20 protein-coding genes and 1 pseudogene are annotated in these 20,845 nt (G+C 74.1%); 7 read left to right on the forward strand and 14 right to left on the reverse strand.

Annotated features, from left to right (window positions below):
- Window positions 1-561 precede the first annotated feature (561 nt).
- The 3 genes from LPA42_RS25205 (at window position 562) to LPA42_RS25215 (ending at window position 1,380) form a co-directional block, all read left to right on the forward strand.
- A complete protein-coding gene (locus tag LPA42_RS25205; protein ID WP_228986907.1) occupies window positions 562-753 on the forward strand; it encodes a DUF397 domain-containing protein in 192 nt (63 codons plus the stop codon).
- Window positions 754-810: 57 nt separating this feature from the next.
- Window positions 811-1,053, forward strand: coding sequence for a hypothetical protein (locus tag LPA42_RS25210; protein WP_077938866.1), 243 nt, complete (start codon window positions 811-813; stop codon window positions 1,051-1,053).
- Window positions 1,054-1,161: 108 nt separating this feature from the next.
- Window positions 1,162-1,380 carry a hypothetical protein gene (locus LPA42_RS25215; RefSeq protein ID WP_077938872.1) on the forward strand — a complete coding sequence of 73 codons (219 nt, stop codon included), beginning with the start codon at window positions 1,162-1,164 and terminating at the stop codon, window positions 1,378-1,380.
- A gap of 76 nt (window positions 1,381-1,456) precedes the next feature.
- Here LPA42_RS25215 and LPA42_RS25220 read toward each other — a convergent pair whose 3' ends face one another.
- From LPA42_RS25220 to LPA42_RS25255, 8 genes and pseudogenes are all read right to left on the reverse strand, one after another.
- A complete protein-coding gene (locus LPA42_RS25220) occupies window positions 1,457-3,025 on the reverse strand; it encodes an amidohydrolase family protein (protein ID WP_077938867.1) in 1,569 nt (522 codons plus the stop codon).
- A 471-nt stretch (window positions 3,026-3,496) separates the two neighbouring features.
- Window positions 3,497-4,723, reverse strand: coding sequence for a beta-ketoacyl-ACP synthase II (gene fabF, locus LPA42_RS25225; RefSeq protein WP_077938868.1), 1,227 nt, complete (start codon window positions 4,721-4,723; stop codon window positions 3,497-3,499).
- 1 nt (window position 4,724) lies between these two features.
- On the reverse strand, window positions 4,725-4,964 hold the full coding sequence (locus tag LPA42_RS25230) for an acyl carrier protein (RefSeq protein WP_007072348.1): 240 nt from the start codon (window positions 4,962-4,964) through the stop codon (window positions 4,725-4,727).
- Window positions 4,965-5,049: 85 nt separating this feature from the next.
- Complete coding sequence (locus LPA42_RS25235; RefSeq protein WP_077938869.1) at window positions 5,050-5,994, reverse strand: beta-ketoacyl-ACP synthase III; 945 nt, start codon at window positions 5,992-5,994, stop codon at window positions 5,050-5,052.
- Complete coding sequence (locus LPA42_RS25240; RefSeq protein WP_077938870.1) at window positions 5,991-7,157, reverse strand: acyltransferase domain-containing protein; 1,167 nt, start codon at window positions 7,155-7,157, stop codon at window positions 5,991-5,993. Before LPA42_RS25240 ends, LPA42_RS25235 begins: the two co-directional genes overlap by 4 nt.
- A gap of 101 nt (window positions 7,158-7,258) precedes the next feature.
- Window positions 7,259-8,509, reverse strand: a pseudogene (locus LPA42_RS25245) (PucR family transcriptional regulator); the annotation flags it as partial.
- A 50-nt stretch (window positions 8,510-8,559) separates the two neighbouring features.
- Complete coding sequence (locus tag LPA42_RS25250) at window positions 8,560-9,276, reverse strand: response regulator transcription factor (RefSeq protein WP_228986914.1); 717 nt, start codon at window positions 9,274-9,276, stop codon at window positions 8,560-8,562.
- A 101-nt stretch (window positions 9,277-9,377) separates the two neighbouring features.
- A complete protein-coding gene (locus LPA42_RS25255; RefSeq protein WP_077938873.1) occupies window positions 9,378-10,604 on the reverse strand; it encodes a sensor histidine kinase in 1,227 nt (408 codons plus the stop codon).
- A gap of 180 nt (window positions 10,605-10,784) precedes the next feature.
- Here LPA42_RS25255 and LPA42_RS25260 point away from each other — a divergent pair, with 180 nt between their 5' ends.
- Window positions 10,785-11,324 carry a hypothetical protein gene (locus LPA42_RS25260; RefSeq protein ID WP_077938874.1) on the forward strand — a complete coding sequence of 180 codons (540 nt, stop codon included), beginning with the start codon at window positions 10,785-10,787 and terminating at the stop codon, window positions 11,322-11,324.
- 105 nt (window positions 11,325-11,429) lie between these two features.
- On the forward strand, window positions 11,430-11,780 hold the full coding sequence (locus tag LPA42_RS25265; protein WP_077938875.1) for a hypothetical protein: 351 nt from the start codon (window positions 11,430-11,432) through the stop codon (window positions 11,778-11,780).
- A 107-nt stretch (window positions 11,781-11,887) separates the two neighbouring features.
- Here LPA42_RS25265 and LPA42_RS25270 read toward each other — a convergent pair whose 3' ends face one another.
- A complete protein-coding gene (locus LPA42_RS25270; protein WP_091275298.1) occupies window positions 11,888-12,643 on the reverse strand; it encodes a hypothetical protein in 756 nt (251 codons plus the stop codon).
- A 227-nt stretch (window positions 12,644-12,870) separates the two neighbouring features.
- Between LPA42_RS25270 and LPA42_RS25275 the strand changes: the two genes are divergently transcribed.
- A complete protein-coding gene (locus LPA42_RS25275) occupies window positions 12,871-13,506 on the forward strand; it encodes a copper resistance CopC family protein (protein ID WP_077938876.1) in 636 nt (211 codons plus the stop codon).
- A 67-nt stretch (window positions 13,507-13,573) separates the two neighbouring features.
- Here LPA42_RS25275 and gltX read toward each other — a convergent pair whose 3' ends face one another.
- The 3 genes from gltX to LPA42_RS25290 all read right to left on the reverse strand — a co-directional run bounded on the left by gltX (window position 13,574) and on the right by LPA42_RS25290 (window position 17,773).
- On the reverse strand, window positions 13,574-14,983 hold the full coding sequence (gene gltX / locus LPA42_RS25280; protein WP_077938877.1) for a glutamate--tRNA ligase: 1,410 nt from the start codon (window positions 14,981-14,983) through the stop codon (window positions 13,574-13,576).
- 104 nt (window positions 14,984-15,087) lie between these two features.
- Entirely contained in the window at window positions 15,088-16,365 is a 1,278-nt protein-coding gene (locus LPA42_RS25285) for an MFS transporter (protein ID WP_077938878.1), read from the reverse strand.
- 4 nt (window positions 16,366-16,369) lie between these two features.
- Window positions 16,370-17,773: a GH1 family beta-glucosidase gene (locus LPA42_RS25290; protein WP_077938879.1), complete on the reverse strand. Its 1,404-nt coding sequence runs from the start codon at window positions 17,771-17,773 to the stop codon at window positions 16,370-16,372.
- A gap of 252 nt (window positions 17,774-18,025) precedes the next feature.
- On the opposite strand from LPA42_RS25290, the gene LPA42_RS25295 reads away from it, so the two are divergent.
- Window positions 18,026-18,472, forward strand: a complete 447-nt coding sequence (locus LPA42_RS25295; protein ID WP_043966977.1) for an SRPBCC family protein — start codon at window positions 18,026-18,028, stop codon at window positions 18,470-18,472.
- Between the two features lie 101 nt (window positions 18,473-18,573).
- Here LPA42_RS25295 and LPA42_RS25300 read toward each other — a convergent pair whose 3' ends face one another.
- A complete protein-coding gene (locus tag LPA42_RS25300) occupies window positions 18,574-19,497 on the reverse strand; it encodes a hypothetical protein (RefSeq protein WP_077938880.1) in 924 nt (307 codons plus the stop codon).
- Window positions 19,494-20,783 carry a choice-of-anchor B family protein gene (locus LPA42_RS25305; protein WP_077938881.1) on the reverse strand — a complete coding sequence of 430 codons (1,290 nt, stop codon included), beginning with the start codon at window positions 20,781-20,783 and terminating at the stop codon, window positions 19,494-19,496. Before LPA42_RS25305 ends, LPA42_RS25300 begins: the two co-directional genes overlap by 4 nt.
- Window positions 20,784-20,845: the final 62 nt, after the last annotated feature.

A 20,845-nucleotide genomic window follows, 5' to 3' on the forward strand; every position in this document is an offset into this window, starting at 1 on the left:
CGCCCCCAGCGCCGATCTTGCACTTTGGGCCCCGCAGATGAGCGTTTCGCCCCTTTCGCCGGGGCCGCAAGTGCAAGATCGCGGCGACCGAGGAGGCTGTCAGTCGGCCTGCGTCTCCTCGCGGTGTCACGTCCAGTCCGGCCATGATCGTCTGTCGTGCATGGAGACGACACGCCGCCGTTCGTCTCGATATTCAGCAGACGATCATCGTTGGTTCTGACACGCCGCCTGCCCTGTTGCTGCGCGTGGGTCGATCTGCGACCTCCAGCCTGCGCCGACCCGCCTCAACTGGATCGGTCGGGGCGACGCGAGCCGCGCGTTCGCTTCCGGGGCGCTTCCCGGGTGCGCGCGAGATCTTGAACGATTGACGTTCATCGCCTGGAGGGGCCGTTTCGCTCCAAGATCTCCCAATCTCGCCCGCGATCTTGCAGTGGCGGTCCCCCGGAGAGGGGCATCGTCCATCGGGTGGGCCGTGGCTGTGGGTGCGTGGGAAGCTGTCCGTGCGGTCGCCCTGCCGCGCGACCAGTCGAGAGACCTGATCCTGAAGCAGGTGAACGAGCTGTGAGCACCCCCCACCCCCGCTGGCGCACCCCCACCCGCAGCAACACCAACGGCGGCGAGTGCGTCGAGGTCGCCGACAACCTGCCGGGCGTCGTGCTGGTGCGCGACTCCAAGGCCCGCGACGCCGGCACCCTCACCTTCGCCCCGTCGGCGTGGCGCGCCTTCGTCGCCGACCTCCACACCCCCGCCTAGGGCCTGTCCTGCCCGATCATGGAACGGTGCGGTAGGCGTCTTGGCCAGAGTCTCGCCGTGGTTGTGGTCAACATGGTGGAGAAGTTCGGCGTGGACGATCTCCTCGAACGCTCATGGGATCTGCCAGCAGAAGTCATCGAGCCGTTGCGCGCGCAGGTCGAGGTGACGCCCGACGGGTGGGTCGTGGACATGTGGCCCATGACAGCGCAGCTCGCCGCCGTCGTGCAGCCCTGGGTTGACGAGTCCATCGATGTCGAGTCGGGTTCCTGGTTCGTCGGCTCTGCGCAGGTCGCTGCGTGAGGCGAGTCATCGGAGCCGGATGATGGCGCTTCAGCAGCACCGTCTGCCCAACGCCTGCGCCGCCGAAATCGGATGCGCGGCGCAGGCGGGGATGGGAGGGTGCCGGGCGTGGCAGAGGCGCAGGGATTCGCGTACGCCGAACGGGCGGACGGCACGGTGGTGATCACGCACCATGGGCGGGTCGCGGGGACGCTGCGGGGCGGCCGGGCGGCGCAGTTCCTCGCCGAGGTCGACGACGACCCGCAACTGGTGATGGCCAGGTGGACGGGCAACTACCGCCGGGGCAACGAACGTCAGGCGCGCCGGCACCCCCGCAACCGCACCTAGCCCTCCCGACCGCGCCCCGGATGTGGAGCCGGTGCCGCCGTGCACCCGGTCGCGGTCGGGTGCACGGCGGCGGTGCTCAGAACCGGGGCGGGGTGGGGCTGGCCGGGGTGAGGACGCCGCCGGCCCGCGTACGGACGGCGTGCGCCGCAGCCGCCGCGTTGCGCACGATCGTGCCGGCGTCGTGGCTGACCATCTCCCGGTTTCGCTTGACGATCCGGCCGTCGATCAACACGGTGTCGATGTTGGCCGGGGTCGCCGACCGCACCACGGTCGACTCCAGGTCGCCGATCGGGGCGATGTTCAGGTCGTCCGCCCGGATCAGGACGATGTCGGCCCGCTTGCCGGGGGTGATCGACCCGGTCACCGCCTGCAGGCCGAGCGCCTTCGCGCCGTTGATCGTGGCCATCTCGATCGCCTGCCGGAACACCACCGGCGGCAGTTCGGCGGTGTCCGAGCCCACCCACGGGATGCCCAGGTTCCAGGCCACGTTCATCGACTCGAACATGTTGATCGGGGCGAGCGAGCTGGCGTCGAACGACAGCGAGACGGTGACCCCGGCGGCCAGCATCCGCAGCAACTGCCCGTGGAACCCACCGGCCGTGCCGAGGCGTAGTTCGGAGTGGACGGAGAAGCTGACCGGCGCGTTCGTCCGCACCATCGCCTGCCGGTCCGCCTCGTCGAACGGCAGCGCGTGGCAGAGCAGGAAGTCCGGGCCGAGGAAGCCCATCTTCTCCAGGTCGGCGGCGTGCACCGCCGTGGTCGGTCCCTGCCCGGAGTGCACCGAGATCGGCAGCTTCCGCTTGCTGACCTCCGCCATCTCCGTCAGGAACGTCGGCAGCTGGCCGGGCCCGCGCAGGTTCACCCCGAGGTGCACCAGGCCGTCGAACGGCGACTTCTTGCCGAACCACGTGGCCGCGACCCGGTCGATGTCCGCGAAGTCGATCGGCTGGGTGGCCGGCTGGCCGTCCCGGTGGCCGTACGAGTAGCGCGCCCGCACGAGGCCGTCGGCGTGGGCGTGCAGCTCCGCGTCGGCGTACTCCGGCCCGCGTACGTTGTGCGACCAGTTGTTGACGGTGGTGATGCCCGCACTCGCGCACTCGACGAGGCCGAGCAGCACGCTGTGGTAGAAATCGTCCGGCTGATACGCGGCGACGGTGGCCGACTTCGCCGCGAAGTACTCGAATCCGGTGGAGACGAAATTGCGGCCGAGAGCGCTCCACATGTGATAGTGGGTCTCCACGAAACCGGGCATCGCAATCATTTTCGACGCGTCGATGACCCGCGCGCCGCGCGCCTTCAGGTTCGGGCCGACCTGGACGATGCGCCCGTCGCACACCTCGATGTCGGCCTTGGCCTGGTTGCCGATGGCGGGGTCGACGGAGACCAGCGCCGCGCCCTTGATCAGGTAGTGTCCCCGTTCCGGGCGTCGGCCGGGCTTCCCGCTGGGGGCGTGTGGGCCGGGGGAGGAGGCGGCGGCCGGAGCGCCGAACGCGAGCGGGGCGATGGCGGCGGCACCGGCGGCGGCGAGCAGCGCGCGGCGGCCGACCGAATGCGCGGGAACGGGCCGTCCGCAGTCGTCGACAATTGTCGTTGTGTGGTCGTCGCCGCTTTCCGGCGTCGACAGTGGATTTGCTGTGGGGGGCATGCCGGAAAGCTAGGGAGCACCGATTTCCCGCACATTGCCGACTGGCTAGCATCGCGTGAACCCGCTGGTCGCGACCGCATGCCGGGAAGACCGCCGCCGACCGGCACGCAGCGACGCGACGCTGCTGCCGACCGTCACGCCGCGGGTCGGCCTGGGCGCCGCCGGTGCGGGCGCCGGTGTGGTGCGGGCCTGGGTGTCGCCGGTGCGAGCGTGGGCGCGGTGTGGTGCGGGCGTGGGCGCGGGTGCCCAGCCGGATCCGGGAGGTCACCGTGGCGGCCATGACCGACTTCATGTCGGCGACATGGCGGCATCCGAGCCACCGTGACACCGCCATGTCACCGACATGAAGTCGATCTTGCCGCCTCGAAACGCTGCGGCCGCCGCCAGGCCCGCCACGTCAAGACGGGTGCGGGCGTTAAGAAGGGCCCCCTGCTATGCGGAAAGCGTTAACAGGGGGCCCTTCCTTGCACCTCAGGGGCGGGTGAAGACCAGGGCCACGTTGTGGCCGCCGAAGCCGAACGCGTTGTTCAGCGCGGCGGGGATCTCCAGGTGCCGTGCCTTGTGCGCGGCCACGTCCATGTCCAGCCCGGCGTCCGGCTCGTCCAGGTTGATCGTCGGCGGCACGACGCCGTCGCGGATCGACAGGATGGTGGCGATGGACTCCAGCGCGCCGGCCGCGCCGAGCAGGTGACCGGTCATCGACTTGGTGGCGGTGAGCACCGGGTGGTCGCCGAGCGCGGCGCGCAGGGCGCCGATCTCCAGCATGTCGCCGACCGGCGTCGAGGTGGCGTGCGCGTTGACGTGCACGATGTCCTCGCGGGCGATGTCGGCGTCCGCGATGGCCTTCTTGATCGCGCGGATCGCGCCCTCGCCCTCCGCGTGCGGCTGCACGATGTCGTACGCGTCGGAGGTGATCCCCGCGCCGGCCAGCCGCGCGTACACCCGGGCGCCCCGGGCGGCGGCGTGCTCGGCGCGTTCCAGGACCAGCACGCCCGCGCCCTCGCCGAGGACGAAGCCGTCGCGGCCGGTGTCCCACGGGCGGGAGGCCCGCTCGGGCTCGTCGTTGCGGGTGGACATGGCCCGCATCGAGGCGAACCCGGCGATCGGCAGCGCGTGGATGACCGCCTCGGTGCCGCCAGCCACCACCACGTCGGCCCGGCCGGAGCGGATGATGTCCAGCCCGAGGGCGATGGCCTCCGCGCCGGTGGCGCAGGCGCTCGCCACCGTGTGCACGCCGGCCTTCGCGCCCAGCTCCAGCCCCACCCAGGCGGCGGGGCCGTTCGGCATCAGCATCGGGATGGTGTGCGGGGACACCCGGCGGGGGCCGGACGCCTCCAGGATGTCGTCCTGGGCGAGCAGGGTGGTGGCCCCGCCGATGCCGGAGCCGACGCTGACGGCCAGCCGCTCCCCATCCAGCCCGGAGCCGGCGAGGCCCGCGTCCGCCCACGCCTGCCGGGCGGCGATGATCGCGATGGCCTCGGAGCGGTCGAGCCGGCGCATCTTCACCCTGTCCAGCACCTCGGACGGGTCGACGGCGAGCTGCGCGGCGATGCGCACCGGGAGCTGCGCCGCCCACTCCTGGGTGAGCGGACCCACCCCGGAGCGGCCGGCGAGCATGGCGTCCCAGGTCGACGCGACGTCCCCGCCCAACGGGGTGGTCGCGCCGAGCCCTGTGACGACGACGTCGGAACGACTCATGTCAGGACTGCGCCTCGATGTAGCTGACGGCGTCGCCCACGGTCTTCAGGTTCTGCACCTCGTTGTCGGGGATCTTGACGCCGAACTTCTCCTCGGCGGCGACCACGACCTCCACCATCGAGAGGGAGTCGACGTCGAGGTCGTCGGTGAAGGACTTGCCCTCGGCCACGTCGTCCGGGTTCACCCCGGCAACCTCTTCGAGGATCTCGGCGAGGCCGGCGGTGATCTCGTCACGGGTCATGGTTGGTGCGTTCCTCTCCTGGGTGTGGAATCGCCGGCGGCGCGTGCCGCGCGGCGTGCGAACGGCCCCCGATGGGGGCCGGACGTCAGGGGCAGCGGACGACCTGACCGGCGTAGGTCAGGCCGCCGCCGAAGCCGAAGAGCAGCACCGGGGCGCCCGAGGGCACCTCCCGCCGCTCGATGAGCTTGGACAGGGCCAGCGGCACGCTCGCCGCCGAGGTGTTGCCGGACTCGATGATGTCCTTCGCGATGATCGCGTCGGGGATGCCGAGCCGCTTGGCGATGCCGTCGATGATCCGCGCGTTGGCCTGGTGCGGCACGAACGCGGCCAGCTCGGACGGGGCGACCCCGGCCCGCTCGCAGGCCTGCAGGGCCAGCGGGGCCAGCGCCGTGGTGGCCCAGCGGAAGACCGTCTGGCCCTCCTGCTTCACGTACGGCCGCCAGCCCTCGATGCGTACGGCGTCGCTCTTGTCCGGCACCGAGCCCCAGACGACCGGGCCGACCCCGGCCGGCTCGCCCTCGGCGGTGGCGGTGACCACCGCGGCGCCGGCGCCGTCGCCGAAGATGATGCAGGTGGAGCGGTCGGTCCAGTCGGTGAAGTCGGAGAGCTTCTCCGCGCCGATGACGATCGCGTTGCGCGACGCCCCGGCCCGGATGGCGTGGTCGACGGTGCCCAGCGCGTACGCGAAGCCCGAGCACGCGGTGTTGATGTCGTACGCGCCGGGCGCGGTGATGCCGAGCTTGGCGGCGACCCGGCAGGCGACGTTCGGGCTGCGGTCGATGGAGGTGCAGGTGGCGACGACGACGAGGTCGATGTCGGCGGCGGTGAGGCCGGAGTTGGCCAGCGCCTTGCCGGCGGCGGCCGCCGCCATGTCGGACACCGTCTCGTCGCCGGCGATGCGGCGGCTGGCGATGCCGACGCGGTCCCTGATCCACTCGTCGTTGGTCTCGACGAACTGCGCGATGTCGTCGTTGGTGACGATCCGGGAGGGCTGGTAGTGCCCCAGGGCGAGAATCCGGCTACCTGTCATGAGTGACCCCCGATCCGGGCGAGCGGTTGACCCGGGGCGACCGGGGCGTCGTGGTGGGCGAGCCACTCGGTGAGCGGGCCGCCGTCGTGCGCGGTCACCTCGACCGGGCCCCGCCCGGTGACGACGTGGCCGATGACCTGGCCGATCTTCAGCGCCTGGCCCTCGGTCAGCCCCTGGGCGGGCTGGAAGACGCCCGGCGCGGGGGCCGTCACGACCCGGAACCGGGCGGTCGGCGCGGGGCGGGCGGCCGAGCCGTGCCGGGCGATCAGGTCGCGGGCGGCGGGCAGGTCGTCCGGCGTCTTCAGGGTGACGATCTCGGGCAGCGCGTCGGCGAGCTCCCGCTTGATCAGGCCGGCGAGGGTGCCGGCCGGCGGCAGCTCGACCACCCCGGTCACGCCGAGGTCGGCCAGGGTGCGCATGCACAGGTCCCACCGCACCGGCGAGGTGACCTGGCGGACCAGCCGCTGCACCAGCTCCGGGCCGTGGTCGACGGCCGTGCCGTCGAGGTTGGACAGCAGGATCCGGGCCGGGCGGGCCGGGGTGATCCCGGCGGCCACGCCGGCCAGGGCGGCCTCGGCGGGGGCCATGTACGGGGTGTGGAACGCGCCGGCCACCTTCAGCCGGACGACCCGCGCCTTCGTGGGCGGCTCGGCGACGAGCGCGTCCAGGCCGGTGATCGACCCGGCGGCCACGATCTGGCCGGCGCCGTTGCGGTTGGCCGCGTGCAGCCCGTGCCTGTCGAGGGCGGCGAGCACCTCGTCGGTGTCGCCGCCGAGCACGGCGGCCATGCCGGTCGGCTCGATCGCGCAGGCGGCGGCCATCTCCCGGCCGCGCACCCCGGCGAGGGTGATCGCGGTCTCGGCCGGCAGGACCCCGGCCAGCGCCGCCGCGCCCAACTCGCCGACGCTGTGCCCGGCCGTGAGGGTGACGTCGTGCATCGGCAGGTGCTCGGCGGCGAGCAGGGCCGCGGCGACCAGCAGCGGCTGGGTCCGGGCGGTGTCCTGGATCTCCTCCGCGCCGGCCGTGGTGCCCAGGTGGACCAGGTCGACGCCGGCCAGCGCCGACCACCAGCGCAGCCGTGCCTCGGCGCCGGTCAGGTCGAGCCACGGTGTCAGGAAGCCGGGTTTCTGGGAACCCTGCCCCGGTGAGAGTACGGCGAGCACGCCTATGACTCTTCCGGATACTCGCCGGTCACGTTGTTACCGGCCGCAACCAAACCGCACTAGAACCTTTGGAGGAACCCTACAGAAATAGGTGACCGTGATCATCTCTTTGCGGAGATTTGCCGGTTTGGTGGCGTTATGGGCGGAGGTGCCACGACGGGCACCACCGGGTCGAGCCGCCCCACGGTCAGCGCCACCTGCAACGCGAACGCGTCCCGGGGGGTCAGCGGCGACAGCCCCGTCACGTCGGCGATCCGCCGCAGCCGGTAGCGCACCGTGTTGGGGTGCACGAACAGCGCCCGCGCCGCGCTCTCCAGCGTGCCGCCGGCCGCGAAGAAGGCGTCCAGGGTCTCCAGCAGCTCGCCGCCCGCCCGGACCAGCGTCGCGTACACGTCGTGGCGCAGCCGGCGGCGAGCCTCGGCGTCCCCGGCGAGGGCCCGCTCGGGCAGCAGGTCACCGGCCGGCACCGGGCGCGGCGCGGTCGGCCAGGCGGGAGCCGCCCGGTAGCCGGCGAGCGCGGCGCGGGCCGAGTCCGTCGCCTCGTCGAGGCTCGGCACCGCCGGCCCGACCACCACCGGCCCCTCCCCGAACGCGGGCAGCAGCTTCCCCGTCGCCGCCATCGGGTCGGCCGCGCCGCCGAGCACGATCACCAGCCGGTCGCCGTGCACCCCGCCGATCACCTCGACGCCGACGCGCCGGGCCAGCCGGTGGACGGTGTGCAGCACGGCGGCCACCTCGCCGCCCGGGGATCGGCCCACCGCCACCGCCACCGGCGGCGCGTCCGACCAGCCCAGCGCCGCGCCCCGGCTGGCCAGCACGTCCGGGGAGTCACCGCGCAGCAGCGCGTCGACCAGCAGGGCCTGCAACCGGGCGTCCCAGGAGCCGCGCGACTCGGCGGCCCGCGCGTAGACCCGGGCGGCGGCGAAGGCGATCTCGCGGGAGAAGCGCAGCACCGCCTCCCGCAACTGCTGCTCCTCGCCCTCGGCGGCGAGGGTGCCCACCTGCTCCTCGACCACGTCGATCGTCACCTTGATCAACGCCACGGTCTGCTGGAGGCTGATCGAGCGGGCCAGGGCCAGCGGGGCGGTGGCGAAGACCTCGTCGGAGACCTCCTGGGTGCTGTCCGCCGTGCCGCCGCCGTCGCGCAGCCACTGCACCAGCGACCGCGCGCCGGCCTGGGCCACCAGCATCACCCAGGACCGCTGGTCGGCCGGCAGCGCCCGGAACCAGGGCAGCGTCTCGTCCATCCGGGCCACGCTGGCGGTGGCCAGGGCCCCCGCCGCCCGCTCGATGCGGCGCAGCGTGGCCGACAGCTCGATCCCGCCCGGCTCGCTCACCCCACCAGCCTTGCAGAGAAGGAGGGGCCCCTTGTTGACGCCCCCGGTAGAGAGGGGCACCCCGCTCACCCCGCGCCGCCCGGCGGCGGCACCGGCGGGTGGCGCGGCGGGACGGGCGGTGGGACATGCGGCGGGGGTGGCGCGGGCAGGGACAGCTCCTGGGCCACGATCGCGGCCTGTACGCGGCTGCGCAGGTCGAGCTTCGCCAGCACCCGGCTGACGTGGGTCTTCGCGGTGCTCTCCGCCATCGCCAGCCGGTCGGCGAGCTGCTGGTTGGACAGGCCCAGCCCGAGGCAGGCCAGCACGTCGCGTTCCCGCGCCGTGAGCGTGGCGACCGCGGCCCGCGTGGCGGCGGGCGCCGCTGGCGCGGTGGCGGCGAACGCGCTGATCAGCCGCCGGGTCACCGCCGGGGCGATGATCCCCTCGCCCCGGGCCACGGTGCGCACGGCGGCGACCAGGGCGTCGGCGTCGGTGTCCTTGAGCAGGAAGCCGGCCGCCCCGGCGCGCAGCGCGCCGAAGACGTACTCGTCGAGGTCGAAGGTGGTCAGCACGAGCACGTCGGCGAGCCGTCCCGCGACGATCTCCCGGGTGGCGGAGATGCCGTCGAGCCGGGGCATCCGGACGTCCAGCACGGCGACGTCCGGGCGCAGTTCGGCGCAGAGCCGCACCGCCGCCTCGCCGTCGGCGGCCTCGCCGACCACCTCGACGCCGGGCGCGGCGGCCAGGATCAGTGCCAGTCCGGCCCGCACCGCCGGCTGGTCGTCGGCGAGCACCACCCGCACCGGCCCCGCCGCGTCGCCCCGCCCGTCGGCAGGCCCGTCGGCACCCACCGGACCCGCCGGGTCCGTCCCGGCTGCGGCCCGCCCGGGGGTGGCCCGGCCGGTCACGCCGGCTCCCCGGTGGGCAGCCGCGCCCGGACCCGCCACCGCCCGTCCGCCGGGCCCGCCGTGAAGCCGCCGCCCAGCAGCACCGCGCGCTCGCGCATCCCGACCAGCCCGGCGCCCGCGCCGGGCGCCGCCGCGCCGCCCGCCCGCAGCGGGTTCGCCACGGCCACCACCACCTCCGTCGGCCCGTACGTCACGACCAGCTCCGCCTCGCCCGCGCCGTGCTTGAGCGCGTTGGTCAGCGACTCCTGCACGATCCGGTACGCCGCCAGGTCCACCCCCACCGGCAGCGGACGCGCCCCGCCGGTCACCTCGGTCCGCACGGCCAGCCCGGCGGCGCGCATCCGGCCCACGAGGCGGTCCAGCTCGGCGAGGCGTACCCGGGTCGCCTCCTCGGCCGGATCCACAGGGTCGTCCGGCGTGGGCCCGACGCCCGACGTGGGCTCCCGCAGCAGCCCGATGAGCTGCCGCATCTCCGCCAGGCCCTGCACGCTGTTCTCCCGGATGACCCGCAGCGACGAGGCCACCTGCTCCCGGTCCAGCCCGGGGACGGAGAGCGCGGCGGTGGCGTGGATGGCCACCGCGCCGAGATGGTTGGCGACCACGTCGTGCAGCTCCCGGGCCATCCGGGACCGCTCGGCGCGGACCGCCTCGCGCCGGTCCAGCTCGGCCAGCCGGGCGGTCTGCTCGGCCCGGGCCCGTTCCTCCGCGGCCCGCGCCCGCTCGGCCGCCGCCTGGTCCCGGTACTGCCGCACGCTGATCCCGGTCAGCACCGGCACGACGCCGACCAGCACCACCGGCACGCCCAGCGCGACCCCGCGCCAGTGGCCGAACGCCACCACCCCGCCGACGGCGGCGAGCAGGCTCAGCGCCACGCTGCCCCGCAGCAGCCAGCGCCACAGCCGGGGCGGGCCGTACACGCAGGAGTCGTAGAGCACCTGGGTGTAGATCAGCGCGGTGCCGAGGGTGGTGCCGAGCGCGACGTCGACGCCGAGCGCCGCCGTGCCGAGGGCCAGCCCCGTGCGGGTGGCCACCCGCCGCAGGGCCACCGCCGCCGACACGGCCACCAGCGACGGCAGGAAGGCCGCCGTGGGCACGCCGGGCCGCGGGGTGATCGCCAGGTGCGTGCCGAGGCCGAGCAGCGCCAGCCCACCCGCGAGGGCCACGCCGGCCAGCGCCGCGTCCCGCCCCGCGGTGCCGGACCGGAGCCAGGGCGGCAGTCGCATCCTCCGATCCCACCACACCCGCCGCCGCGCCGGCTCCGACCAGGGCACGAGGCCGCGTCCCCCGAAGGAGGTACGCCCCGACGCGGTCCATCGTTCGGCGTACCCGGATCTCGTCGCCCGGGTCGAGGGCGGGGCGCACGGCGGGCGGCACGCTGGACCCACGGACAGGGGGAGGTCGTCGTGCTGGTCGCGGTCATCGTCGGGTGCGAGATCGGGTTCTGGGTGCTGCTCGTGGCGGGACTCGTGGCCCGCTACCCGCTGCGTCGCCCCCGCCTCGGCGCGGCGCTGCTGGTCTGCGTACCCCTGGTCGACCTGGTGCTGCTCGCGGCGGCGGCGCTGGACCTGCGGCGCGGGGCCACCGCGGACGCCACCCACGGCCTGGCCGCCGCCTACCTCGGGTTCTCGGTGGCCTTCGGGCACTCGCTGATCCGCTGGGCCGACCAGCGCTTCGCCCACCGCTTCGCCGGCGGCCCGCCGCCGGTCCGGCCGCCGCGCTACGGCTGGGCCCGCGCCCGTCACGAGTGGCGGGAGTGGGCCAAGGGCCTGCTCGGCTGGGCCGTGGCCTGCGCGTTGCTCGTGGCGGCGATCGCCTTCGTCGGTGACGCCGAACGCACCCGGGCCCTGTGGGACTTCGCCCGCACCCTCACCGTCGCCCTCGTGATCTGGCTCGTCGCGTTCCCGGTCTGGGAGACGATCTTCCCGCGCCGCCCCCGCCGCTGAGGTGGGGTACGCGCCGCACGGCGCGTCCGCCCGCCCCAGTACGGTGACAGGGCACGCGGGCCAGGGGCCGGCCGGCGGGCGAGGAAGAGCGTGAGGAGACCGCCGATGGCGCACGGGGAGGCCGAGCCGGGCTGCGCCCAGGGGGAGTCCTGCCGGCCGGGCCACCACGAGCCGGCGGCGAAGCATCCCCGCCGGCTCACCGGGACGATCCATCCTGCCGAGCCGACCTGCGGCCGGGCCGCGGAGCCGACCTGCGGCCGGGGCGCCGCGCCGGCCGACGAGGACGCCCCGGTGCCCCGCCAGCGCGCCGCCGAGCCGCCCGCCGACGACGAGTCCGGCCGGGCCGCGGCCTGCCGCAGCGACCTGCCCGGCTGGGCCGGCGCGCACCGGCACGGCCCGGTCCGTCCCCGGCACCGGGCCGTGCGCCGGGAGCGCCCGCCGCGCCGCTGGTGCTGAGGCCGCGCCGCTGGTGCTGAGCGCCGCGCCGCCGGTGCGGGGAGAGCACGCGCCGCCGGTGCCGAGAGCACGTCGGCCCCGCGCCGAGTGGCACGGGGCCGGGCCCGTCAGCGGGTACGGCGGCGGATCAGCAGCGCGATCCCGGCCAGCCCGAGGGTGATCACCAGCATCACCCCGACGTTGAGCAGCAGCAGCCGCTGCAACTCGTCGAGCGCCTCGTCGATGTCGCCGGCCGGGTTCAGCGAATCGTCGGGCAGCACCCGCTCGCCGCCCCCGACGCCGCCGCTGACCGTGTCGACCTGCCGCTCCAGCGGCACCCCGACCGTCCGCAGCGTCTCGGACATGCTGAGCCGGCCGAGGAACCAGCCGGCCTTCTCCTTGCGGGCCGGGTCCGGCTGCTTCGCCGGCCGGTAGACCCGGGGGCCGCCCTTGGCCAGCGGGTAGAGGTCGTACGTCTGGGTGGCGATCTCCCCGACCAGCACCACCACCGTGTACTTCGGACCCAGGTCGGCGGGCTTCGGCCCGCTGGCCGCCCCGGTGGGGCCCAGCCAGCTCACCTGGTCGACGACCGCGACCACCTCGACGGGGTGGGCGGTGGCCCGTAGCCGCAGCGGCTCGGCCAGCCCCTCGCCCGTGATGTCCACCCCGGCCGGGAGGGTCTTCTTCGGCACCTTGCGGGCCAGCGCCGCGCTGGCGGCGGCGGCCGCGTCGGCCAGCGCCGCGCCCGTCGTCGCCGGACCCGTCGTCGCCGGACCCGTGGCCGTGCCGGCCGCCCGGGCCGGCCCCGCCACTGCCGTCGCCAGCGCCGTCGCCAGCAGCGCTCCCGCTGCCGCCCGGCTCAGCCGCCTCACCTGTCGGACCATCGCCGCCTCCTCGCCCCGTTCGATTTGGATGGCTTCGCTGCAGGTCACGCGTTGGTCGGTCGATGGCGGTGACCATGCCCACAGGGCGGGGCGCCCACCTGAAAGACTGCGCAGAACGTCGATCGGTTGCAGCTGTTGGATCGGGAATTGGAACTATCTGCGATCTCAGCTCGACTAATCAATCGGCCGTAGATCAGCGGGCGGATAGTACCTTTACGGAGGTGTACATGGGGGGCAGGTTCCCACGAGTGGCGCGTACCTGGTTGGCCGTGCTCGGCGTGGCGCTCGGTGTGTCGCTCGTGCTCCCGGCCGCGCCGGCCGCCGCGCACAACTCACTGAGCGGCAGCAACCCGGCCAACGGCGCGCGGATCGCCACCGCGCCGGAGCTGATCGAGCTCCGGTTCCTGGCGAAACCGAATCCGGGTACGACGAAGATCACAGTCACCGGGCCGGACAACGTGGCCGCCCTCGACGGGGAGCCGACCTTCTCCGGAACGCGGGTGCGGATCCCGTTCGCGCCCGGCAAGGCCGGCCTCTACATCGTCGGCTACCAGCTCGGATCCGCCGACGGCCACCCGATCAAGGGCGAGGTGCGGTTCACCCTCACCACCGGCACCCCGGCCGAGTCCCCGTCGCCGTCGGCCGCCGCGCCGGAGTCCGTCCCACCGTCGGACGCCCCGTCCGCCGCCGCGCCGTCGTCGGCCGCCGCGACCCCGGAGGGCGCCGGCAGCGCCGTGCCGGCCGCCAGCGAGTCGACCGACGGGGGCCCGCCCGGCTGGCTCTGGGCGCTGGGCGGTGGCGTGCTGCTGGTCGCCGCCGCTGCCGTCGGGTTCGCCGTGCGCCGCCGTCGCGCCGGCACCTGACCGACCCCGGGCAGGACGCGTAGGGGCCCGCCGGTCCACCGGCGGGCCCCTACGGTCGCGTACCCGATCAGGGCAGGCGCAGGCGGGCGGCGCGCAACCGGGCGAGGGTGCGCTCGCGACCCAGCACCTCCAGCGACTCGAACAGCGGAAGCCCGACGGTGCGGCCGGTGACCGCCACCCGGACGGGCGCCTGGGCCTTGCCGAGCTTGAGGCCGCGCTCCGCGCCGACCGCCTCCAGCGTCGCCTTCAGCGACTCGGCGTCCCACGACGCGAGCCCCTCGTACGCGGCGACCGTCGCGTCGAGCAGCTCGGCCGCGCCCTCCTTCATCGCCTTCGCCCACGCGGCCTCCTCGATGCTCGGCGAGGCCAGGAAGAGGAAGTCGACGTTGGGCACGATCTCGCTGAGCACCGCGATGCGGGTCTGGGCCAGCGGGGCGACGGCGGCGAACGCGGCCTCGTCGAACTCCTCCGGCTGCCACGGCGGCGGGGCGATCGTGTCGGTGCCGGTCAGCCACGGCCGGCACGCGGCCACGAACTCGTCGACCGGCAGCGCCCGGATGTAGTCGCCGTTGAACGCGCGCAGCTTCTTCTCGTCGAAGAACGCGGGGGAGGGGTTGACCTCCTCCAGCCGGAACTCGTCCTCGATCACCGACCAGGGCACGATCTCCCGGTCGCCCGACGGGGCCCAGCCCAGCAGCATCAGGTAGTTGCGCATCGCGTCGGCGAGGTAGCCCTCGTCCCGGTACGCCTCCAGGGCGACCTTGTCGCGCCGCTTGGACAGCTTCTGCCGCTTCTCGTTGACCACCACGGGCACGTGCGCCCAGACCGGCGGCTTGACGCCCAGCGCGTCCCACAGCAGCTGCTGCTTCGGCGTGTTGGGCAGGTGCTCCTCGGCCCGGATCACGTGGGTGATCCCCATGGTCATGTCGTCGACCACGTTGGCCAGCAGGAACACCGGGGAGCCGTCGCCCCGGGCGATGACGAAGTCCTCGATCAGCCTGTTCTCGAACGTCGGCTCGCCCCGGATCAGGTCGACCACCACGGTCTCGCCCGTATCCGGGGTGCGGAACCGCAGCGCGCGCCCCTCGCCGGCGGGCAGGCCCCGGTCGCGGCAGAAGCCGTCGTAGCCGGCGTACTGCGAGCCGGTGCGCGCCTGCACGGCCTCGCGGGTGCAGTCGCAGTAGTACGCCCGGCCGCCCTCGTGCAGCCGCTGCGCGGCGGCCCGGTGCTCGGCGGCGTACGACGACTGGAAGTAGGGGCCCTCGTAGCTGCCCCGGGCGATGCTGATCCAGTCCAGCGCCGACAGGATGCCCTCGGTCCACTCGGGCCTGTTGCGGGCCGCGTCGGTGTCCTCGACGCGGAGGACGAACACCCCGCCCTGCTGCCTGGCGAAGATCCAGTTCTGCAGGGCCGAGCGGGCGCCGCCGACGTGGAACATTCCGGTCGGGGAGGGGGCGAAGCGTACACGTACCGTCACGTCCCCAGCCTACGGCCGCCGGGAAGAGGTTTAAGGAGGGGCCCCTTGTTAACGCATTCTGTATAGGAAGGGCCCCCTGCAATCACCCGTCACGCCATCACCCGTCACGCCACGCCACGGATCTTGACGACGAGCGCGCTGCCGAGCAGGGTGACCGCCGCGGTGGCCGCGTACAGGGTGGGGTAGCCGCCCAGGTGCACCACGATCGGGGCGGACAGCGCCGGACCGAGCACCTGCGGCGCGGAGTTCGCGATGTTGATCACCCCGAGGTCCTTGGCCCGGTTCGTGGCCGCCGGCAGCACCTCGGTGATCAGCGCCGCGTCCACCGACAGGTAGACGCCGTAGCCCGCGCCGAGCAGCACCGCCGCGACCATCGCCATCGGCCAGACCGGCGCGACGGCCAGCAGCAGCGCGGCCACGGCCATCACCAGCCCGGAGGTGATCACGAAGACCTTGCGCCGGCCCGAGCGGTCGGAGAGCCGGCCGGAGACCACGGCGGTGAGGATCATCCCGAGCGTGTAGAGCAGGATCAGCACCAGCAGCCCGCCCTCGGGGTCGGGATAGCGCACCCCGTCGGCGAGGAAGTACAGCAGGTACAGCGTGCCCAGCGCGTTGCCGAGCTGCACCAGGAACCGGGTGAGCCAGGCCCAGGCGAAGTCCGGGTGCCGGCGCGGGCTGATCCACATCGAGGCGAGCAGCGCGCCCACCCGCAGCGGCGGCCGGTGCGCCCGGGGCAGCGGGTCGTCGGCGGTGAGCAGCGCGAACGGCAGCGACAGCAGCAGCACGGCCAGCGCGATCGTGGCGTACCCGGCGGCGTTGCCGGTCACCACCGCCGTCACCAGCACCGCGCCGAGCACCAGGCCCAGCGACTGCGGGATGCCCACCCAGCCGGAGACGCCGCCGCGCTGCAGCACCGGCACCCGGTCGGGGATGCCGGCGGTGAGGCTGGCCAGCATCGCGTTGAAGCAGACCTGGGCGGCCACCCAGCCGACCGCGACCCCGGCGATGGTGTCCTGCCGGGCCAGCAGCACCAGGGCGAGCGCGCCGAGCACCGCGCCGCCGGCCGTCCAGACGTGCCGGCGGCCCAGCTCCCGGCCGCCCACCCGCAGGCAGGTGCGGTCCGACAGCGCCCCGGCGAGCGGGTTGGCCAGCACCGCGGCGAGCGCGCCGAGGCCGGTGACCACGGCGAACATGGCCTCCTTGTCGCCCGGGGCGATCCGCTCGATCTGCTGGGGCAGCAGCACCTGGATCGGGGTGAAGAAGGCCATCCACACCCCGAGGTTCGCCGCGAAGATCAGCGCGATCCAGCTCCGCCGCACCGGGACGGTCGGCTCGGCGAGCGCGGCGGGCAGCGACGCCGGTGTCGGGTCGACGGTGGTCACGGCGCTACTCCGCGTCGGATGTGACGCGGCGGGCGGCGGGCGCGGCGGCGGTCTCGGCGGGCGCGGCGGCGGCCGTGCCGGGTCGCGTCACGGCGTCGCGCAGCCAGGCGTACGACGACTTGGGCGTGCGCGCCCCGGTGCCGAAGTCGACGTGCACGAGGCCGAAGCGCTTGGTGAAGCCCTCCGCCCACTCCCAGTTGTCCAGCAGCGACCAGACGAAGTAAGCCGTGACGTCCACGCCGTCGTCGATCGCCGCCCGCAGGGCGCGCAGGTGGGCGTCGAGGTAGGCGATCCGGTCCGGGTCGTGGACCCGGCCGTCGGCATCGGGTACGTCGTCGTAGGCGCAGCCGTTCTCGGTGACCTGGATCGGGGGCAGCCGGTCGCCGTAGCGGTCGCGCAGGCCGGTGAGCAGCTCGCGCAGCCCGTCGGGGGCCACCGGCCAGCCGAAGGCCGTGCGCGGGTACCCGGCGAGTTCCACCAGCTCGAACGGCAGCGGCGAGCCGGGCTCGGGCGCGCGTACCCCCGAGGGGTTGTAGTAGTTGACGCCGAGCACGTCGAGCGGCGCGGCGATGACGGCCAGGTCGTCGCCGCGCACGAGCCTTGGGTCGAGGTCGAGCAGGTCGGGGTAGCCGAGGCCGAGCAGCGGGTCGGTGAACAGCCGGTTGTGCAGCGCGTCGTACGCCGCGGCGGCGGCCCGGTCGGCGTCGGTGTCGCCGGCCGGGCGCACCGGCGAGTAGTTGTTGGCGATGGCGACCGGGCTGCCGGTGCGGGCGCGCAGCGCGGCGACGGCCAGCCCGTGCCCGAGGAGCTGGTGGTGGGCCGCCGGGAACGCGTCGAACAGCAGCGTCTGACCGGGGGCGTGCTCGCCGGTGCCGTAGCCGAGGCTCATGTGGATGAACGGCTCGTTGAGGGTGATCCACAGCTTCACCCGGTCGCCGAGCCGGGCGGCGACCAGGTCGGCGTACTCGGCGAACCGGGCGGCCGTGTCCCGGTGCAGCCAGCCGCCGGCGTCCTGGAGGGGCTGCGGCAGGTCCCAGTGGTAGAGCGTGGCGACCGGGTCGATCCCGGCGGCGGCCAGGTCGTCGACGAGCCGGTCGTAGAAGTCGAGGCCGGCGGCGTTGGCGGGCCCGGTGCCGCCGGGCTGGACCCGGGGCCAGGCCACCGAGAACCGGTACGCCGACACCCCGAGCCCGGCCATCAGCGCGACGTCCTCGGCGTGCCGGTGCCAGTGGTCGCAGGCGACGTCGCCGGTGCTGCCGTCGGCGATCAGCCCGGGGGTGTGCGCGAACGTGTCCCAGATGGAGGGCCCCCGGCCGGCGGCGGTCGCCGCGCCCTCGATCTGGTACGCGGAGGTGGAGACTCCCCAGCGGAATCCGGCCGGGAACTCGGGCAGCGGCTCGGTGGTCATGCGCTCTCCAGGCGGCAGGGGCCAGCGCGTCCGCGGGCGCGGGACGCGCGACGTCCCACGATGCCGGCCGGGCAGCCGGCGAACGTGAAACGTGTTCGGACTCTAGGCCGCGGCGGGAGTTTGCGCCATAGGCCGGCGGCGATCGGGGCGCAAGGGTTTTCGGCGTGTCTTTTCCAAAGTTGTCCGATTGAGTCCGATTTGGCGCATAGAGTGACGAATATCGCGGATGTCCTCAGTGGGGGAAAGAACGAAATGATCCTCGTGGAACGCAGTGCGCACGTGATGGCGCCGGTGGAAGCGGTCTGGGAAGTCGTGCAGCGGGCCGAGCAGTTGCCGGCCTGGCTGGCGGGAGTTCGCGCGGCGGAGGTCCTCTCGGGGGAGGGCTTCGGCCGGCGACAACTGGTCCAGGCCGGGCGCGGGTCGGCGCACGAGGCCGAGGTGATCGCCTTCCAGGAGCCGACCCTGATCGGCTGGCGGGAGCGCGCCAAGGGCGCCGGTGCCCGGGCCGAGGCCCGCACCGAGATCTACGTCCAGCTCACCGCAGACGAGGAGGAGGGCGGGACCATCGTGCGGCTCATCGTCGTACGCTGGCCCGCCGGCCCGGTCAAGGCCGCCCTCCTCCGGCTCGGGCTGCGGCGGGTCGGCGCCGACCTGGAGGACTCGCTGGCCCGGCTGACCGACCTGGCCGCCGTCGGCTGAGCGGGGCACGTCTCACAGCGCCATCCGCGACGGCGGTGGCCCGACCCGTCCCGGCCAGGGGCGAGACGGACCACCGCCGTCACACTGCCCGGCGCGGGCCGTCAGGCCGTCACCGTGAACGCGGCCACGTGTACCTCGTCGAGGTGCCGGAACTCGAAGAAGAGGCGGTACGTGCCCGCCGAGGGCACCTGCATCCCGAACGCCACCACGGAGCTCGGCCGGCTCGCCGCCGCCGGGTGCACGTGCAGGTAGGCCAGGTCCCCGTGGCGCAACGCGACCAGGTGCCCGTACGCGCCCAGGTGCGGTTGCAGGTCGTTCACCGGCCGGCCGTCGCGCCCCAGCCACACCAGGACCTGGTTCGCCTCGCCCGGGCGTAGGCCGCCGTCGAGGGTGACGGTGTACCCGTCGACGACGACGGTCTCCTGGGGTTGTTCCGGCGGCCTCGGCGCGTACCGGCCGGGCACCGCGACGTCCGCCCCGAGCGTCACCTGCCGCGCGGCGCCGACCGGCCAGAAGTCGGCGATCGCCCGCAACGGCCCGGCAGCCGCCGGGCCGACCGCCGCCCGCCAGGTGCCGTCCGCGTCCAGCTCCGGGTGCACGTGCTGGTAGTCGGTCAGGTCCCGCGACACCAGCACCAGGTGCATCAGCCGTTCGTGGACGGGCTGGAAGGCGGTCACCGGCAGGCCCGCCGCGTCGGTGATCCGGAACGCCAGCTTCCCGGCCCGGCCGGCGGTCAGGGTGGTGGTGTCCAGGGCGAGGGTGTAGCCGTCCCGGGACAGCTGCAACCCGGCTGGCTCGTGGTCGGCGTGCCCGACCGGACCGGGCGTCGCCGACCGTACGGTGGCGGGCGGGCCGCCGAACCGGCCCGCCGCGAAGCCGACCGCGAGGGTGAGGGCGAGGATCAGCCCCGCCGCCACGGCCCGGGCGGCCCGACCGGCCGGGGGTGGGGCCTGTGCGTCCCCCTGCCGGGGACGCCCGGGTGGGGGCGCCCCCAGCAGGACCAGCCGGCGTTGCGTCGTCGTCACGGCAGCCGGGGCGCGAGGACGAAGAGGCCCTGCTCGATGCCGCTGACCACGATGATCCCGCTGGGGAAGTACGGGTACGTGCTCCACGCCCCGTTCATCGAGTTGCTGTTGCTCGACGGGTAGATGTCGAAGTAGCCGGCCTCGGTCGCCCGCCCACTGGCCACCTCGGCCAGGTCCAGGATGCGCAACCCCGCCCGGTAGTTGGCCTGGTAGCTGTATCTGCCCTTGACGTACTGGTTGTGGTCGGTGGCAGTCACCCCGGCGGGCGCGCTGTAGGTGCCGATGTGCCGGGGCGCGTCGAGGTCGGCCAGGTCCCACAGGTACGTCTGGGTGTTCACCCCGCGCCGGGACTCGTCCAGCTCGTCGTCGAGGAGGAAGTACCGCTGGTCCCCGGTGAACCACCCCTGGTGGGTGTACGCCCGCCCGGTGTAACCGATGCGGGAGAGCTGCCGCGGCGCCGACTTGGTGGTCACGTCCACCACGGTCACGGTGTCCTCGTTGGAGTTCACGCAGATCTCCCGCCCGGTGTAGGCGGTGTCCGGGCCCCGGTAGACCACGCACTGGGTGTCGTGGGTGTATCCGTCGGTGCTGACGCAGCCGGCCGAGGCCGGCGACTTCGGCGTCCGGATGTCGATCATGTGCAGCCCGCCGCTGCACGTGTTCGTGCCGACCGCGTACGCGTACCCGGTCTCCTCGTTGATGGCGATGTTGTGCGCGTTGCCGAACTGGCCGTACCGCGCGTCCGCCGTCCAGGTCTGCGGGGCGGTGACGCCGCGCAGCCGGGTCAGGTCGAACACCTGCATCCCGTGGCCCGACACGTCGGCCACCACGTACGCGTGGTCGCGGTAGACCTTGATGTCGCGCCAGATCGCGGTGCGGTTCTGGTAGGCGGGCAGGTTGCCCAGGTACACGGGGGCCGTCGGGTTGGACACGTCGACGAACGAGGTGCCGTTGCGCCGCCCCACCAGCGCGTACTCCCGGCCGGTCAGGCTGTCGGTCCAGCCCCAGATGTCGTTGGCCTGGCTGCCGCCGATGTCGGCCAGCGGCAGGAACGACAGCAGGTCGACGTTGCGGCAGGGGTAGCCGGCGGCCTGACCGTTGGTGCAGGTCGCCGCCGCCTGGGCCGCCAACCGGTGGGTCGGTTCCCGCTGGGCCATGAACTCCTGCGCCGAGGCACGCCCGGCCGGGGTGTCCGGCGAGTGCGCGACCAGGGGTTGGCCCGACCCGAGCAGTGACGCCGCGAGGGCGCCGACCGCCAGGGCGACTCCGGTTCGGACGACTCGCATGGCGTCTCCTACCGTCAGCGATTTTATCGAGAAGGATGGATGCGCCTCGGTGGTCGGGACAA

Source organism: Micromonospora sp. DH13, from assembly GCF_020873825.1.
In the GTDB taxonomy this organism is placed as follows: domain Bacteria; phylum Actinomycetota; class Actinomycetes; order Mycobacteriales; family Micromonosporaceae; genus Micromonospora; species Micromonospora haikouensis.